The organism is Streptomyces triticagri (genome assembly GCF_003429565.1).
GTDB lineage: Bacteria > Actinomycetota > Actinomycetes > Streptomycetales > Streptomycetaceae > Streptomyces > Streptomyces triticagri.
In genome coordinates this window covers 1-16,504 of record NZ_QUAK01000027.1, presented here as the reverse complement: position 1 = coordinate 16,504, position 16,504 = coordinate 1, and the positions used below count along the sequence as shown (strand labels likewise).

Genomic DNA, 16,504 nt, shown 5'->3' with positions numbered 1-16,504 from the left:
GGAAGCTGTACCCGGATTTGTGTACGAAACCTGACCTCGCCGGTCCCCAAGTTGCTTATGGTGAACCGGAGATGATCTCCCGAGCGCGGGCCCCCGCCCATCGTGGCGGTTCCTGCCTCCCTACGTACCTCGGAGTCGACCATGGCCGGACCGGAGCCCGACACCACCCCACCGCGCATCGACACCAGCCGGCCGCATCCCGCCCGGATGTACGACTGGTTCCTCGGCGGCAAGGACAACTACGAGGTGGATGTGGCGATGGGGCAGCAGATGCTCGCCGTCGAGCCGACCATCCCCGTGATGGCGAAGGTGAACCGCGCCTTCATGCACCGCGCCACCCGCTGGCTCGCGGAGCAGGGCGGCGTCCACCAGTATCTCGACATCGGCACCGGCATCCCCACCGAGCCCAATCTCCACCAGGTGGCCCAGGAGTCCGTGCCGTCCGCCCGGATCGTCTACTGCGACAACGACCCGATCGTCCTCGCCCACGCCGAGGCCCTGCTCAGCGGCACTCCCGCGGGCGCGATCGACTACGTGCAGGCCGACCTCCGCGACGCGGAGTCCATCCTCGAACAGGCGGGCAAGACCCTCGACTTCGACCGCCCGGTCGCCCTCTCCCTGATCTCCATGCTGCACTTCGTCACGGACGAGGACGGCGCGTACGAGATCGTGGAGCGGCTGGTCTCGGCGCTCGCCCCGGGCAGCCACCTGGTCATGTCGCATCTGACGGCCGACTTCCACCCGGAGCAGACCGCGCAGGTCGAAGAGATGTACAAGGCGAACCGACTGACCCTCGCCCCGCGCACCCGCGACCAGTTCGCCGCCTTCTTCAAGGGCCTCGACCTGATCGAGCCGGGCATCACCGCGGCCGAGGCCTGGCATCCGGAACTCGGCGACCCGGTGCCCGGCCAGGCCGACGTCGTCACCGGGGGCTACGTGGCGGTGGGGCGGAAGCCGTAGCCATCGCGGCGCCGGCGTCGGTCCGGGCACCGCTCCCGGCTTCCGGCGCCGCCGCGGGTCCCGACTCGCTGAGGCCGAACCGGCCGTGGATCCTGCGCAGGAGCGGCGGCGCGTACCAGGCCGTTCGGCCGAGCAGCCGCATCGAGGCGGGCACCAGGAACCCGCGCACCGCCACCGCGTCGATGAGGATCGCCAGACCGCTGCCGAGGCCGAACATCTGCATGAAGCTGATCTCGGCGGTGCCGAAGGCGAAGAAGCTCACCGCGAGCAGGCAGGCCGCCGCGCTGACGATGCGTCCGGTGTGCCCGAGCCCGTCGGCGACGGCGGTCCCGGTGTCGGTGCCCAGATCGTGCAGTTCCTTGATCCGGCTGGTGACGAACACCTCGTAGTCCATGGAGAGTCCGAAGGCGATGCAGAACATCAGCACCGTCATCGCGACCTCCATCGGCTGTGCCGTGAAGCCGAGCAGCCCGGAGAGATGGCCGTCCTGGAAGATCCAGGTCATCACACCCAGGGTCGCGCCCAGACTGATTCCATTGAGTACCAGGGCTCGGAGCGGCTGCACGACGCTGCCGGTGAAGAGGAACAGGAGTACAAAGGTGGTGAGGGCGACGAGCGCGACGGCGAGCGGCACCCTGCCGCCGATGGAGTCCATGGAGTCGACGAGCTGGGCGTCGACTCCGCCGACCAGCGGATTCGTACCGTCGGGCGCATCGACCGCCCGTGTCTCGTCGACGAGGCGCTGCGCGGCGTCCGAGCGCGGCTCGAGTGAGCTGACCACGCTGAGGCGTTGGGCGTCGGGCCGCCCGAGTGCGGGGTTCGGCTGCCCCGTCGCCGCCGCGCCGTCCGCGTAGGTCCCCGCGCTGCTCTCGACCCGCACGACTCCTTTGAGGCCCGACAGTTCACTCGCATACGCCGCCAACTGCGCCTTGTCCACGGCCTGTTCGAGGACGATGTGCAGGGCGGCCTCGTCGCTGCCGTTGAAGTCCTTCTGCAGTGCGGCCGCGACCTGCCGGCTCTCGGCGCCTTCGGGCAGCACGCGTTCGTCGGGGGTGCCGAAGCCGATGCCGAGCAGCGGGCTCGCCGCGAGCAGCAGGACGGCGAGGACGGGCAGCGCGGTGAACGCGGGCCGCCGCATGACGGTACGGGCGAGCCGGCCCCACAGGGACGCCCGGCCGCCGGCGTACCGCCCCGGCATCGCCCAGGGCATCCGGCCGCTGTTGACCCGGTGCCCGAGGACCGCGAAGAGCGCCGGCATCACGAACAGCGTGCTGACCGCGGCCAGGGCGACGACGCCGATCCCCGCGTAGCCGAACGACCGCAGGAAGTACTGCGGGAACACCAGGAGCGCGGCGAGCGCGGCGGCCACGGTCGCGGCGGAGAATGCGACGGTGCGTCCGGCGGTGTGCACGGTCTGCCGCACCGCGTCGGCGACCTCGGCGCCGGTGGCGAGCTGTTCGCGGAAGCGGCTGGTCATCAGGAGCGCGTAGTCGATGCCCAGGCCGAGGCCGAGCGCGGTGGTGAGGTTCGTCGCCGAGATCGAGACGTCGGTGATGCTGCCGAGCAGCGACAGTTGGGCGAACGAACCCAGGATCGCGATGATCGCGATCGCCAGCGGCAGCAGGGCTGCGACCGCGCTGCCGAAGACGACGAGGAGCAGTACGAGCGTCAGCGGGATGGCGATGGTCTCCGCCAGGACGAGATCGTCGACGACCTGCGTCGACATGTCGGTGCCCACGGCCGCGCCGCCGCCGGCCCGGACCGTGAGGGCGTTCTCGTACGTACCCCCGTAGGTGTCGAGGACGTACTGGACGTTCTCCTGCTGCTCGGTCTCCTCGCCCTTGACGTGCGCGATCACCAGCGCCTCGCGGCCGTCCTTCGAGCGGAGGTCGGCGCTGCCGGTGTCCCAGTACGAGACGACGTTCGCGAGCGTCTTCTCCTTCTTGAGGTCGGCCACCAGGGCGCGTCCGGTGCGTTCGGTCGCCTCGGTGTCGACGCGGCTGCCGCCGTCGGCGCCGACCAGGAGGACCAGGTTGGGCTCGCCGCCGAACTTCTCGTCGATGACCCGGGCCGCCCGGCTGGAGTCCGATGCGGGGTCGTCGAAGCCTCCTCCCAGGAGTTTGGTGAAGGCTCCGGCGCCCAGGGCGCCCATGAGGGCCACCGCCAGTGCGGCTATGACGAGGATGAGCCGGGACCGGCGGATCGCCAGTCCGGCAATGCGTTCAAACACGCGCGGGTCTCCCATGCGCTCTCGGAATGTCGGATCGAACGTGCGGATGAGGCGAAAGTAGGCGCGGCGACACCGTTTTTGGCAGTGTGAGATTTACCTGACACTGTTCAACTTCCGCTTCCGCGGCGATGATTGACGCCGTAGCGTCGTTCCATGACCTCAACAGCCACCAGGGCCGACGGTGCGCCCGCCGTGTCCTCCCTGCGCGATCGCCGCCGGGCCGCCGCCACCGCGGAGATCCTGGACGCCGCCGAGCGCCAGATCACCGAGCGCGGGCCCGCGGCGCTGTCGTTGCGCGCAGTGGCCCGGGATCTGGGGATGACCGTCCAGGCGCTGTACCACTACTTCCCGAACCGGGCGGCGCTCGTGACGTCGCTCATCACCAAGACGTACGACGATCTGGCACATGCCGTGCAGACGGCGATCGACGAGGCTCCCGACGGCGCCGAACTGCCCGGTCTGGTGGTCGCGGCCGAGGCGTACCGCGGCTGGGCGGTGGCCCATCCGGAGCGGTTCCAGCTCATCTACGGCACGCCGTTACGGGACTACGCGGCCCCCGAGGAGGGTCCGACGACGAAGGCGACGCGCAGGCTGAGCGCGATCTTCCAGCGCGAACTCTTCGCCGGATACACCACCGCCCAACTCGCCGCGGCCCGCACGCCCGAGCTCTCCCCCACCCTCCTCGCCGACTTCGCCCACCTGGCTCCGGCGGACGGCCCGAACTCCCTGCCCGCGCCGGCGATCGCCCTCATGCTGAGCGCCTGGGGCCACATGCACGGCCTCGTCACCCTGGAGGTCTTCGGCCACACGTCCTTCATCGGCGACCACCAGGCGGAGATCTTCCGCATGTCGATGCACTCGCTGGCGGCGGACATACGGCGCCGGATCGATTGACGGAGCTCAGCCCCCGCCGTGCTGCGACGGGCGGCAGCACTCCGCCCAGACGGTCTTGCCGGGTGCGTTCGGGCGGGGACTCCAGCCCCAGCGGGTGGCGAGGGCGGCCACCAGGGCAAGTCCGCGGCCACCGTCGGCAGTTGGCTCCGCGGGGACGGCCGCCGGCGGCGCCACCGGGAGGCGCTCGGCACGGGTGTCGGTGACCTCGACGCGCACGATTCCCGGGGCCGCGATCAGCCGGACGTGGAAGTCCCTGCCGGGCACCCGCCCATGGCGGACCGCGTTCGCGGACAACTCGGCGACGATCAGCACCGTCGCATCGTGCACCTCACTCCCGTACGGCAGGCCCCAGGCGTCGAGCCGCACCGCGACGAGGCGGCGGGCGAGGCGGGCGCCGCGGGGTGTGGAGCTGAAGGACATGGCGAAGTGCTGGAGGGCGGGGCCCGGTTGGGCGAGGGCTCGGGCCGTTTCGTAGGTCATGGGGTCACGGTTTCGGCGCCGGCAAGGTGCCCACCAGGGGGTTCGCGCCGACAGAGGGGTGCTGTAGGCGGTGAGTGTGTGCGGCAGCCGGGATTCGAGATCCGCCCGCTGCAGCGCGCCGTGGTGGCGTAGCGTGACGAGTGGTGACGCACCGACGTGTCGGATTCTGTACGCGGACGGGGGTGGGCGCTGTACGCGGCGTACGGCGTGACGACGCTTCCGCGGACGCGTTGGCCCGGGGAGGTGATGCGAGTGGAGCCGTACGGCGAGGGTGAACGGTCCGGGAGCGATCCCGGCGGACGGCGACCGGAGGACGAGCCCGGGACGGGCGTAGTCGCGGCCTTCGGACGGCAGTTGAAGCTGCTACGGGTACGGGCCGGCCTGGAACGCGGGGAGTTCGGCACGCGCACGGGCTACTCGGCGGCGACGATCGCGTCGTTCGAACAGGGGCGGAGGATCCCCGCCCCGAGATTCATCGACCAGGCGGACGAGGTGCTGGGGGCGGGTGGGGTGCTGCGGGCGCTGAAGGAGGAGGTTGCTCGGGCGCAGTATCCGGCGTTCTTTCGGGATATGGCGCGGTTGGAGGCGGAGGCGGTCGAGCTTCACGTGTACGACACGCATCTGATCAACGGCCTGCTACAGACGCCCGAATACGCACGGGCAGTCTTCGCGATGCGGCGCCCCCTGTTGGACGACGACACGGTCGATCAAAGGGTTGCCGCACGGGTTGCCCGGCACTCGATCTTCTCGCAGCCGTTCCTCCCGACTCTCAGCTTCGTGATCGAAGAGTCCGTGCTGCGCCGCCCGATCGGCGGCTGGTCGGTGACGCAAGGGCAGTTGGAGCAGCTGCTCCTACATGGTCACCGCCGCAACGTCGAGATCCAGGTCATGCCGAACGACCGTGAGGAACACGGCGGACTTGCAGGTCCGTTCACCTTGATCGAGACGCGCGATGCCCGCAGGATCGCCTACGTTGAGGTCCAGAGGAACAGTCGCCTGTACACCGAGCGGGCGGCAGTGAGGGAACTCGAGGAGCAGTACGGGATCCTACGGGCGCAAGCCCTGACTCCGCGCGAATCGCTGACCTTCATCGAGAAACTGCTGGGGGAAAGATGACCGATCGGATGCCGGTTTCGGCGTTGTCGCAGTTGGCCTGGTTCAAGAGCAGCTACAGCAGCGGTGAGGGCGGCCAGTGTCTGGAGGTCGCAGACCTCACGGACACCGTCTGCGTACGCGACTCCAAGACACTCGACGGCCCCATAGTTGCCGTATCCCACAACGCCTGGGCCGGACTGATCCAACTCGCCGTCACGGACCGGACCGTGTGAGGAGCGACATGAACACCGAACACGCACGGGCACCCGAGACCGCTCTCACCTGGTTCAAGAGCAGCTACAGCGGCGCGGAAGGCGGCGAGTGCGTAGAGGTCGCCGCCGCACAGGGCACCGTGTGCGTACGCGACACCAAGATGCTCTCCGGCCCCACCCTCGCCGTATCGCACCACGCTTGGACCGGACTCGTCCGGCTCGTCACGGCGTAGGCACATCGCGATCGGTTCAGGAAGTCAGCACGGCCGAGAGCATGAAGCGAACCACGCACGGCCGGTGGCTGATCGGGAACAAGCCGGGCGGCGGGACGAACCGCCGTGACAGCTGATATCACCGCGTTCCCGACTGCAAGTACAGCGACGATCGCCCAGAGACGACCATCACCGACCCACCCGACAGCCACCGCAACGAACAACCCGGAAGCGGCGAACGCCAGGCCCCTCGCAGCCCTCACACGGCGGCGGTCACTCATCAGAACCCCCGAACAATTTCTCCTGCCGCTTCCGCTCCCAGAAGCAGGTACCGACAAGGACAGCCGCCACGGCGAGCCCTCCGAGCACAGAAACCACGACTCTGTAAGTGACTCCACGACCCGCATCGCCAAACGTGAGCAGCAACAGCGAAAAGATCGCTCCCACGCACATCCCAACCAGCACGGGATGCCGTGCACTGAACCTCTGACCTCTGGTAGGCGGTCGACTGAAACGCCTCTCAAATCGCCAGTACGCATCAACAACCCGAGCCAGCCGCCCTCTTGATTCCGCAGACCTCACGCGAACGCCCCCTTGGCCTCTGACCGTCCTAACGAACCTGGAGCGCCACCCAACGGTGACGCTGGAGAAGGAGACGTCATCGGTGATTTCTTCCCGCGACGTGGCACAGGAAAATTCCTGACACAACGAACAGAGCGGCAAAAGCTCCCGGAATGATCCAGCGCGGCTGGTCGGCGACCATATCGGAGAGAGCTATCGGAATCAGCAGTACCCCGAGGACGATCTCAAGAATTCCGACCGCTCGAAAGATCCGTCGCCTGTCTCGCATAGTGACCTCCGGAGGTCAGGGAAAAAGGATCGAGTCGTTGCGTGCCCCAACACTGGCCATCCACAACGAGAACCAGTTCGCGCCAACTTCGCCGTAATTTCCACTGATGGTGAAATCTATGCTGCCTATTGCACCCAAATAGGCACCGACTGGGCCAGGATTCTACCTGCCCAGCTCGGCCAGAAAATCTTGAATTTGTTGCCACCTTCTCGCTGACACACGAAACGTGCTCTCAAGCCCTTCGGACCTGAAGTAGACAGTTCCTCCTTCCGGTTGCGAAACGACCGAACATTCACTCCGGTCGACAGTCGCCCAGAAACGGATAGGGACGTCAAGAATTCGACTATAGGTGACCGCTCGAGCTTTTCGGTCAGTGAGCACGATGAAGCAGCCACTTGCCATGCGCTGAATTCTTGTAGCACCAGGCATCACTACTGGCAGCACCGCTTGGAGCGTTTCATTAGATTGGATCAGACTCTGAACTCGTTTCCTATCCTTCCAAGATTGCCCGCTGAAATAGACAACCCATGCACTCCCCACCCATACACCGAAGAACACGGGGTCTGTTGCAGTTTCGATTCGCAGTAGAGTTTGAATGCCGAGCAGGGCAAGGGGGAACCCAGCGAGAGCCCAGGCGAACAGAATAGATCGCGCGAAGAGTCCACGGCGTACGGAGCGACGAATCCTCGAATTTTCATCCATGGATACCTGTCCGATCACTTTAGCAGCCAATCTTGAATGCGGAACCGAAGGAGCATCCGCTCATTCGATGCACCCCAAAGATCAATTTATCTAATAATGCTGAGCCTTGCCGCCCATACCGGAAATCCGGGGTGTTCGGTGGCGTCACCGCCTGCTGAACACCCCGGATCCCCAACAGATCAATTACTTGCGTCCGGGTCCGAACTTCTTCAACAATTGCCCCGCGCCTCCACCTGCGGGAGTGCCAAATGCTCCGTAAAGTACGCACGAACCGAGCATTTCCAGCTTGGAGTTCTCCTGGTAGGCCTCATTGACAGCACCTGTCACACAGCCGCCAGCCGCGCCACCGGCCCACGGGTTTCTGGTTACTACGCCTACTGTGATACCCACGGCAGTTCCTAGCACTGCTCCGTACACGTCGCCCCAGCCGAAGAGTCCGCTGGGGTCAATGATGTTGGTGGGGTCGCCGGAAGCGTAGAGGTAGGGGTTGGCCTCCAGGCCGCTGGGGTCGGGCTGGGTGAACCGTCCCGTGCGGGGGTCCATGTAGCGGGCGGAGAGGTGGTAGAGGCCGGTGGGGTCCTGGTAGCCGCCGGCGAAGCGGTTCGGCTGCGGGACCTTCTCTGTCGGGACGGTGACGCCGCGGGGGCTGTAGTAGTACGTGTTGACCTTCTCGCCCTGGTCGTCGACGACTGCCTTCACGCTGCCGATGGCGTCGGTGAGGTAGTAGTACGTGCCCTCGGAACGCGTCGGGGTCTCCGTGCGGAACGAGTTGAGGTTGCCGTTCGGTTCGCGGGTGAAGTCCATGTCGACGCCGCCGGTGGTCTGTGAGGACAGGCCGACCGGGCCGTGGTGGAACGTGGTGTCACCGAACTGAATCCGCTCGGAGTTGTCCGTGCTTCCGTAGCGGGCCTTGTAGTCGGTGCCGCCCTGAGTGATGCCGGTCAGTTGGGAGTGGTCACTCCAGGTGGCGTCCGTGCGGGCGGTTTCCGGGGTCGGAGCACCGGCGGTCTCGTTGCCGGTCTCGTCGTAGGACCAGCCGTCCGTCTCCCCGTTCTTGCCGGTGATCTGGGAGGCGTCGTTGTAGTCGTACGTGGTGCCACCCGGGCAGCCAGCCTTGATGCCCTGGGAGGTGAGGTTGCCGGCCTTGTCGTAGCAGTACAGCCAGCTGTTCGCGGTGGTCGAGCCCTCGGTCTCCTTGGTGAACGTCAACCGCCCGGCCGAGTCGTACTCGTACGCCCGCTTGAGGCCCTCGACAGCGTCGTTCTCCGAGCGGATCTGGGTGCCGTCCTTCTTCGCCCCGCCGCTGGTGTACGAGTAGTCGTAGGCCAGGTCGATCAGCGTGCCCTTGGCGGAGGTGGCCTTGATCCGCTCGGCCCGGTTCGCCTTGTCACGCGTGATCGTCTCGACGGTGCCGCCGGGGTAACTGGTCTTGGTGCGGGCGTCGTTGGCGTTGTACTCGTAGCCGGTCTTCTTGCCCTGCGCGTCCGTCAGCGAGACGAGGCGGTTGACCTTGTCGTAGGTGTACTTCACCTGGCCGGAGGGGTCGGTGTAGGACTCGACGTTGCCCTCGGCGGTGTAGGCGAGGACGGTCTGGGAGCCGTCCTGCAGGGTGCGCACCGTCTCGCGGGAGAGCGGGTCGAAGTCGTACTTCGTCACGCCGGTGGAGTCGGAACGCTGCTTGAGGTTCCCGTCGCCGTCGTAGGCGTAGGTGACCGTGGTGTTGGTGGTGGAGACCTTGGTGATGCGGTCCCGGTCGTCGTACACGAACACCGACTTGATGCCGCGGCCGTCGGTGGCGGTCTCGGCGCGGCCCAACTCGTCGTAGGTGTACGTGGTTTCACCGACGGGACCGGGCGGGGTGGCCTTGGTCAGGTTCCCCTTGGAGTCGTAGGAGAACTTGGTGGCATGGCCGTTGGCGTCCTTCACCTCGCAGCGCTGGCCCTCGAAGCCGCCGCAGGTGGGATCCGCGGGGTTGTAGGTGAAGGTGCGGGTGCCGCCCTGGGTGCCGGCGACGGTTTCCTTGGTGGTGTTGCCCTTGGAGTCGTAGGTGTAGTCGACCACGACACCGTCCGCCGAAGTGATCTTTCCGGGGACGTCGGCACCGGCGATCGTCTGGTACGCGGTGAGCGAAGAGGTCGCACCGGTCGGGAGCTTCAGGGACGTGGGATTTGAACGCTCGTCCCAACCGTACGCCGTGACGTTGCCCGGTTCGCCTCCCACGCCCATCGCGTCAACGGCCGTCTCCAGGTTGAGATTCGCGTCGTAGGTGCGCTCGCGGGACTTGCCGAGGGCATCGGTGACCTTGGTGATCTCACCGTTCGCCTCGTGCGCGTACGTGGTCGTGTTGCCCGCCGGGTCGGACACCTTCGTCGTCCCCGCGTCCCCCTCACCCGCCGTGTAGGCGTACGTGTAGGTGGGGCCGGTCTCGCCGGAGCCGTCGAAGTCGGTGGCCCGCTTCATCGACGTGACGCGGTTGTCGGCGTCGTAGGTGAAGACCGTGACCCGCCCCTCCGGGGTGGTGATCTTCGTCAGGCGGCGGTCGGCGTCGTAACCGAACTCGGTCGCCTTGCCCTCCGTATCGGCGACTTTGACCAGGTCACCGGCCTCGTTCAGGTCATAGACCACCGTGCGGCCGGCGTTGTCCTTCGCCTGCCACTGCGACGCATCCGTCTTCGTCAGATCGATGAAACGTCCCGAACGCTGATCGGTGAGCTTGAACCCGGTGTGCTCGTCGCCGTCGTCGTGCTGCTCGACGCTGATCTCGCCCTTGTTGCGGTCCGTGATCTTCAACAGGGTGCCCGATGCGCTATAGGTGTCCTTGGTGCCCGAGCCGCGCTCGGTGACCGTGAACTCGCCGCTGTCGGTCTTCTTCAGATCGAGCCGGTAGCCCTTGGCGGTGGTGTATGTGCCGTCGGTCTTCTTCGTGAAGGTGACCGCACCCGCTGTCCCGTCATAGAGGACGACCTGGTCGTCTTCGACCTGCAGATAGCGCTCGTAGTTCTGCCACCAGCGCTGCGACACCTTCCCCCACGGCGCCTCAAGGGAGTTGTACGTACGCGTCAGCTGCAGCGACTGGCCGACACCGGCGACCTGGAGGTCGGTGCCGGCCAGCATCAGATTGCCGGTCGAGTAGTTGATCCGGGCCACCAGAGAGTCCGTGACCCGGACATCCGAGATCTGGTGATACGGCACATCGCCCTGGCCCTTGGGTACGACTGCGGCGACGGCCTTCGCGGCACGTTTGCGCTGATCCGTCGCCGTCCCGGCCCGCTCCTTCTGCGCGGCCCGCCAGGCAGCCACCTCAGCCGATGGCTTCTTCTCGGCCACGGCCTTCGGCGCCTGGTTCTTGCCGACCTTCACTGCCGGCATCGTCGCCTTGCCGCCGTCCTTGCCCCAAGCCGACACCGGCTTGTCCCGGTCACCCGGTGCGGCCATGGCCGCCGGTATCGCCCCGGCGGCCAGCGCACCTGCGACAACAACCGCGATCGCGGAGCGACGGGCGGTGACCTGGCTGCGTCTGAGCCGTGTTCCCGTTCCTGTTCCTGTGGTGCGTGAAGACATGCTCCTCCTCAGGACATACGAAATCCCAGTGACCCCCACGGTCACTGGGCTCACGCACTTCATCACGCAACGCGCACAACCGCACAGGTGTTCACGGATGATCGCGGACGGTTGCGGCGAATTTCAGCCCCGGCATTCGACGGGGCAGGCAGGGCGCCCGCTGTAGTGCGCGGGGCCAAGCCGAGCCGTGGCAGACGCGGCTTCGCGCACAGCAATCGGAATCTGCCCGCGCACGTTCGGGCCTCTGCAACTCCATTGCCCATACGCAGACTTGGCGTAGACCAACAACGCGGGTCGGAGCTCGTCACCCCTCCGGCAAGCACGAGGCGTTACGACTCACTCCGCTGCGTCACCGGGACGCCAGATGATTTCACCACGCCACGCAGCTTCCCGAGATGCCCCATTTCCTCCTGGCGGACTGTCGCTGCGAGTTGGCCGTGAAGCCGCGGGACTCAAGGCTCGACGTGGGTGACCTCGAGCGGGTCGAAGGAGATCGCGGTGGTTGCGGAGGTGGTCTTCCAGTGGAAGCGGAGGGTAGCGGGGCCGGCCGGCTCGGTGGTGACGGCGACGACGGAGGTGAGGTCGCCGGTCGGTTCGCCGGTGAGGGTGGTGAGGGAGGCATAGAGGCCGGTGCCCTCGCCGCGGAGGCGGTCGAGCAAGGCCCAGCGGGTGTACGCGGTGCCCTGCGGGGCCCGGACGCGGTCCAAGTGCCCACCGCCGCCGGGCTCGTCCCACCCCGCCAGCGGACACAGCGTCGCGTACGGCGGACCGGACGGCCCCGTCGCCCAGCCGGTCTCCTCCACGGACGAGCCCTCGGGCGCCCCGACGACCCGGTGCACCCGCAGCTCGTACGGGCCGTGGGCGAAGGTGACGCTCTCCACCCGGAGTCCGGGCACGGTCGGCGCCCCCGCCGGCAGGACCGGGGTGTGCCAGGAGGCGGCCCAGGCCCAGCCGTTGCCCTGGCCGGCGCCGAGCGGGTGGATCCTGCGGCGTACGCTGCGGGCGCCGTCGACCACGATGGCCAGGTGGTTGTCCGCCGTATTGGCCCGCGCGGTCGGTCCGGTCACCGTCGAATACGCGAGACGGCCGTAGTGCGGGTCGTCGTCCGTCGCCGACTCGCCCTCGTGCGGGCGGACATGGTCGCTGCCGTGGTTGTGGAGCCGGACGATCCCGTCGGCGCGGGTGGTCTGGAGGAGGAGGCCGGGGGCAGGCAGGGCAAGGGTCCGGTCGGCCTGCTCGACCGGGGCCGCCGCTTCGGTGGCCGTCCACAGCGGATGCTGTTCGTCCGCGAGGAGGCAGACGAAGCCCTTGCTCGCCCAGTACGGGGATGCCGGTCCGGAGTAGCTCTGCAGTACCGCGTCGTTCGGGCCGTGCCAGCCGAGCGACAGCAGGCCGTCCGGGGTGAGGGCGCCGCGGTCCAGGAAGTACCGGAGGCCGCCGCTGATCAGGCGCCGGGAGACGCCGGGCGGGAGCGGGGTGTCACCGGTGACTGCGCCGAGCCCGACGGCCGCGGTGGCGGCGAAGCGGTAGGTGAGGGAGCGGCCCATGTGCAGGGGCGCGCCGTCCGCACCAAAGAACAGGCCGAAGCTGTCCAGGTGTTGGCGCAGCCGGTCCCGGTGCCGGGCGGTGGCCGCGCTCGCGCCGACGGCGGCCGCACCCGCGATCCCGGCCCCGTCCCCCGCTTCACCCGCGGCCAGGTGCGCGTCAAGCACCGGATACAGGTGCAGCGCCCACCCGTTGTAGTGGTCGAAGGCCCGGCCGTCGCCGTCCGCGTACCAGCCGTCGCCGCGGTACCAGCCCTCCAGGAGTTCGAGCGCGCGGGTCCTGGCGCGCTCGGTCTCCTGGTCGCCGCGGCCGACGGACTCGAGGAAGCCGGCGACGGTGTAGGGGAAGAGGTACCAGTTGTTGGGCGCGGGGGTGTTCCGTAGTGCGCCGCGCAGCCACTCCTCCGCGCGGTCCTGTTCCGCCTCGCCGAGACGGTCCCACAGCCAGGGCCGCGTCATCCGCAGGCCGAGCGCCACCGACGCGGACTCGACCATCGGCTGGCCCAACTGCCGGGTGTGGTCACCGATCAGCGGCCAGGACTCCGTGTCGTCCCGGCCTGGGGTGCGGGTGCCGGCCACCAGGCCGTCCGCGTACCGCTCGAGCCAGCCGTGCGGATCGGAGCCGCCCGCGCCCGCGACGCGGAAGCCGGCCGCGAGGAAGGTGCGGGCGTACCCCTCCAGGCCGTCCGAGCGCACACCGGAGGCGGACGGCCGCCCGGGCAGGTCGAGCAGGGCCCGGCCCGGGGTCGCCCAGCGCCAGGCCGCCTCGAGGAGTCCGTCAGCGGCGGCCTCCCAGTGCCGGCGGGTGAATCCGGTGTACGGGCTGAGGGTGCGGTCGTCGGCAGGGAGCCGCACGGGGTGCGGGGACAGCGGGTGTCGGGTCGGACGCTCCGTCATGCGAGAAAGGCCAGCCTCTCGGGTCGTACGGGATGGGCGAATCCGTCGCCCGCAGCCCAGCGGGTCACCTCGGCGAGGGCGAGGTCGGCGAGTCGGTCCAGTTCGTTGCCCTGGGAGCCGGCGAGGTGCGGGGTGATCAGGGCGTTCGGGCAGTCCCAGAGGGGGTGTCCGTCCGGGAGTACCTCGGGCTCGGTGACGTCCAGCACCGCGCGCAGCCGGCCCGCGACCAACTCGGCGGTGAGGGCGTCCTGGTCGAGCACGGCGCCCCGGGAGGTGTTGATGAGCAGGCTCCCGGTGCGCAGCGCGGCGAGCTGGTCCGCGCCGACCAGGCCCCGGGTGGCCGGCAGCAGCGGGGTGTGCACGCTGACGATGTCGCTCGCCGCGAACAGCTCGTCGAGGCCCACGAGTTCGACGCCCAGCTCGGCCGCCTCGGCATCCGGCACGTACGGGTCGTGCAGCAGCACCTGGAAGTCGTACGGGCGGAGCAGTTCGATCACCCGGCGGCCGATGAGCGAGGCGGACAGGATGCCCACCGTGCGGCGGTAGTTGCCCACGTCGAGTGCTGTACGCAGCATGTCCCTGCGGTGCGTGGCCCGGTACTCGCGGGCCGATTCGAGGACCTGCTTCCCGCCGAGCAGGATCATGGCGACGGTGTATTCGGCGACGGGCAGCGCGTTCGCCGCGGCGGCCGATGACACCTCGATGCCGCGTGCCCAGCAGGCTTCGGTGACATGGCCGCGCACGGTGCCCGCGGTGTGGGCGACGGCGCGCAGCCTTGGCGCGACTTCGAGTACGGCCGCGTCGAGGGGCGGGCAGCCCCAGCCGGTGACGAGGAGTTCGGTGTCGGCGAGCACCGCACGAGCGTGCTCGGTGCCGAAGTCGTCGAGCACCTCGGGGGCGAGCTCGCAGACCTCGCCGAACGCGGTACGGACGGACGGGCGCAGCACGGACTGCGCGGTCGTCGCCGCCATGGCGAAGGCGGCGCGCGGACGCCCGGTGGGGCGGGGGGTGTTCGGTGCGGACATCTGGGTCTCTCTGTGCGGGGGCTGAGGGTGGCCGGTCTCCGTCAACCGGCCTGCTTCGTCTGCTACTTCACGGATCCGGCGGTGAGCCCGGAGCGCCAGAAGCGCTGCAGCAGGAGGAAGGCGAGGATGAGCGGGAGGACCGCGAGCAGGGATCCCATGATGACCACCGGGTAGTACTCGGGCGAGACGGTCGCCGCGCTGTTCCAGCTGTAGAGGCCCAGGCTGACCGGGTACAGCTGCTGGTCGGAGAGCATCACCATGGGCAGGAAGAAGTTGTTCCAGATGGTGGTGAGCTGGAAGAGGAAGACGGTGACCAGGCCGGGCCCGAGCATCCGCAGCGCCACGCGGAAGTAGGCGGCCAGTTCGCCGGTGCCGTCCACCCGGGCCGCCTCCAGGACCTCGTCGGGTACGTACCCCTGGGCGAAGATCCGGCCCAGGTAGACCCCGAAGGGGTTGAACAGGACGGGGACGAACACCGCCCAGAAGGTGTTCACCAGGCCGGTGCTCGAGGCCAGCAGATACAGCGGCAGGGCGAGGACCGTCTGCGGCACCATCACGGCCGCGAGGACCAGGCCGAACAGCTTCTCCTTGTGCCGGAAGTGGTACTTGTCGAAGGCGTAGCCGCAGGCCACGCTGACGAACGAGCCGATGGCGGCGCCGAGCACCGCGTACAGCAGGCTGTTGACGTACCAGTCCGTGTACACCCCGCCGTCCATGGCGAAGAGATCGGAGAGGTTGCTCCAGAAGGACAGGTCGCCGAGGGACAGCAGATCGCCTCCGGAGAGGGCGTCGCGCTGTTTGGCGGCGGCGAGCACCAGCCAGAGCACCGGCAGCAGGGTGTAGAGCACCGAGATGCCCACCACGGTGTTGACGGTGATCCGGCCCATGGTGCGCGGGCGCAGTGCGGTTGCCTGCCGGCTCATCGGGTCTCCCCCTCCGCGTTGTCGGCCCGCCGGGTCCAGCGGGTCACGCCGTAGGACAGCGCGATGGTGATGGCCAGGAGGATCACCGAGGCGGCTGCGGCGAGCCCGTAGTTGTTGCGGGTGAAGGCGGCGTCGTAGATGTACATGCTGGGCGAGAAGCGGGAGTTGACCACCGAGGTGGCCTGGCTGATCAGCATCGGCTCGGTGAACAGCTGCAGGGCCCAGATCAGGGTGAACATCGAGACCATCACGGTGGAGGCGCGCACCAGGGGCGCCTTGACGCGGATCGCGGTGCGCACGGGGCCCGCGCCGTCCACCACGGCCGCTTCGAGGACTTCGCGTGGGACCGCCTGCAGGGCCGCGTAGAAGACCACCGTGTTGTAGCCGAGGTTGCTCCACAGCGAGATGTTCACGATGGACGGCAGCACGGTGTGGATGCCGAGGAAGTCGACGGTGATGTCGGCCTTGCCGAGCAGGTCGATCACCGGGCTGAGGCCGGGCGTGTACAGGTACAGCCAGATGATGGCGGCGATGATGCCGGGCACCGCGTGCGGCAGGAAGAGCGCCATCTGGGCCCAGGCCCGCAGCCGTACGACGCCGGAGTCGAGCAGCAGGGCCAGGGCGAGCGAGCCGATGACCATGAGCGGCAGATAGACCAGGACATAGAGGCCCACGGTGGCGAGTCCGCCGACGAAGGTCGGGTCACCGAGGACGGCCGCGTAGCTGCGCAGGCCGGTGAAGACGGTGCGCTCGGGGCCGAAGCCGAGGCCCGGCTGGTCGTCGCTGAAGAAGCCGAGCCAGACGGCCGTGCCGACGGGGATCAGGAAGACCGCCGTGAGCAGCAGGAAGAACGGCGTCATCAGCACTCCGGCGGCGCCGAGCCGGCGGCGGCGCGCGGCCTTGCGCGGCCGGTCGTCCG

12 protein-coding genes are annotated in these 16,504 nt (G+C 68.3%); 5 read left to right on the top strand and 7 right to left on the bottom strand.

Annotated elements, in window-relative coordinates:
* Positions 1-141 precede the first annotated feature (141 nt).
* Complete coding sequence (locus DY218_RS06060) at positions 142-960, top strand: SAM-dependent methyltransferase (RefSeq protein WP_128554866.1); 819 nt, start codon at positions 142-144, stop codon at positions 958-960.
* Here the strand turns inward: DY218_RS06060 and DY218_RS06055 are convergent.
* Positions 923-3,190, bottom strand: a complete 2,268-nt coding sequence (locus DY218_RS06055) for an MMPL family transporter (protein ID WP_128554865.1) — start codon at positions 3,188-3,190, stop codon at positions 923-925. The genes DY218_RS06060 and DY218_RS06055 overlap by 38 nt on opposite strands.
* 153 nt (positions 3,191-3,343) lie before the next feature.
* Here DY218_RS06055 and DY218_RS06050 point away from each other — a divergent pair, with 153 nt between their 5' ends.
* Positions 3,344-4,084: a TetR/AcrR family transcriptional regulator gene (locus DY218_RS06050; protein ID WP_128554864.1), complete on the top strand. Its 741-nt coding sequence runs from the start codon at positions 3,344-3,346 to the stop codon at positions 4,082-4,084.
* Between the two features lie 6 nt (positions 4,085-4,090).
* Here DY218_RS06050 and DY218_RS06045 read toward each other — a convergent pair whose 3' ends face one another.
* The gene (locus tag DY218_RS06045; RefSeq protein WP_233521392.1) at positions 4,091-4,564 is read right to left on the bottom strand and encodes an ATP-binding protein; all 474 of its coding nucleotides are present in this window, start codon (positions 4,562-4,564) and stop codon (positions 4,091-4,093) included.
* A 246-nt stretch (positions 4,565-4,810) separates the two neighbouring features.
* Here DY218_RS06045 and DY218_RS06040 point away from each other — a divergent pair, with 246 nt between their 5' ends.
* From DY218_RS06040 to DY218_RS06030, 3 genes are read left to right on the top strand one after another with little or no spacing between them, the layout of a single operon-like run.
* Entirely contained in the window at positions 4,811-5,680 is an 870-nt protein-coding gene (locus DY218_RS06040) for a helix-turn-helix domain-containing protein (RefSeq protein ID WP_128554940.1), read from the top strand.
* Complete coding sequence (locus tag DY218_RS06035) at positions 5,677-5,892, top strand: DUF397 domain-containing protein (RefSeq protein ID WP_128554863.1); 216 nt, start codon at positions 5,677-5,679, stop codon at positions 5,890-5,892. The genes DY218_RS06040 and DY218_RS06035 overlap by 4 nt, the downstream gene beginning before the upstream one ends.
* Positions 5,893-5,900: 8 nt before the next feature.
* Positions 5,901-6,104: a DUF397 domain-containing protein gene (locus DY218_RS06030; protein WP_128554862.1), complete on the top strand. Its 204-nt coding sequence runs from the start codon at positions 5,901-5,903 to the stop codon at positions 6,102-6,104.
* A gap of 1,714 nt (positions 6,105-7,818) precedes the next feature.
* Here DY218_RS06030 and DY218_RS06025 read toward each other — a convergent pair.
* The 5 genes from DY218_RS06025 to DY218_RS06005 all read right to left on the bottom strand — a co-directional run.
* Positions 7,819-11,004 (bottom strand): RHS repeat-associated core domain-containing protein, encoded by a 3,186-nt coding sequence (locus DY218_RS06025; protein WP_407703566.1) that lies wholly within the window; start codon positions 11,002-11,004, stop codon positions 7,819-7,821.
* A gap of 644 nt (positions 11,005-11,648) precedes the next feature.
* Positions 11,649-13,637: a DUF2264 domain-containing protein gene (locus DY218_RS06020; protein WP_128554861.1), complete on the bottom strand. Its 1,989-nt coding sequence runs from the start codon at positions 13,635-13,637 to the stop codon at positions 11,649-11,651.
* Positions 13,634-14,662 carry a hydroxyacid dehydrogenase gene (locus tag DY218_RS06015; protein ID WP_128554860.1) on the bottom strand — a complete coding sequence of 343 codons (1,029 nt, stop codon included), beginning with the start codon at positions 14,660-14,662 and terminating at the stop codon, positions 13,634-13,636. The genes DY218_RS06020 and DY218_RS06015 overlap by 4 nt, the downstream gene beginning before the upstream one ends.
* Positions 14,663-14,724: 62 nt before the next feature.
* Entirely contained in the window at positions 14,725-15,585 is an 861-nt protein-coding gene (locus DY218_RS06010) for a carbohydrate ABC transporter permease (RefSeq protein WP_128554859.1), read from the bottom strand.
* Positions 15,582-16,504 (bottom strand): carbohydrate ABC transporter permease (locus DY218_RS06005; protein ID WP_147336122.1); only part of this gene is annotated, 923 nt, incomplete at its 5' end. The genes DY218_RS06010 and DY218_RS06005, both read right to left, overlap by 4 nt.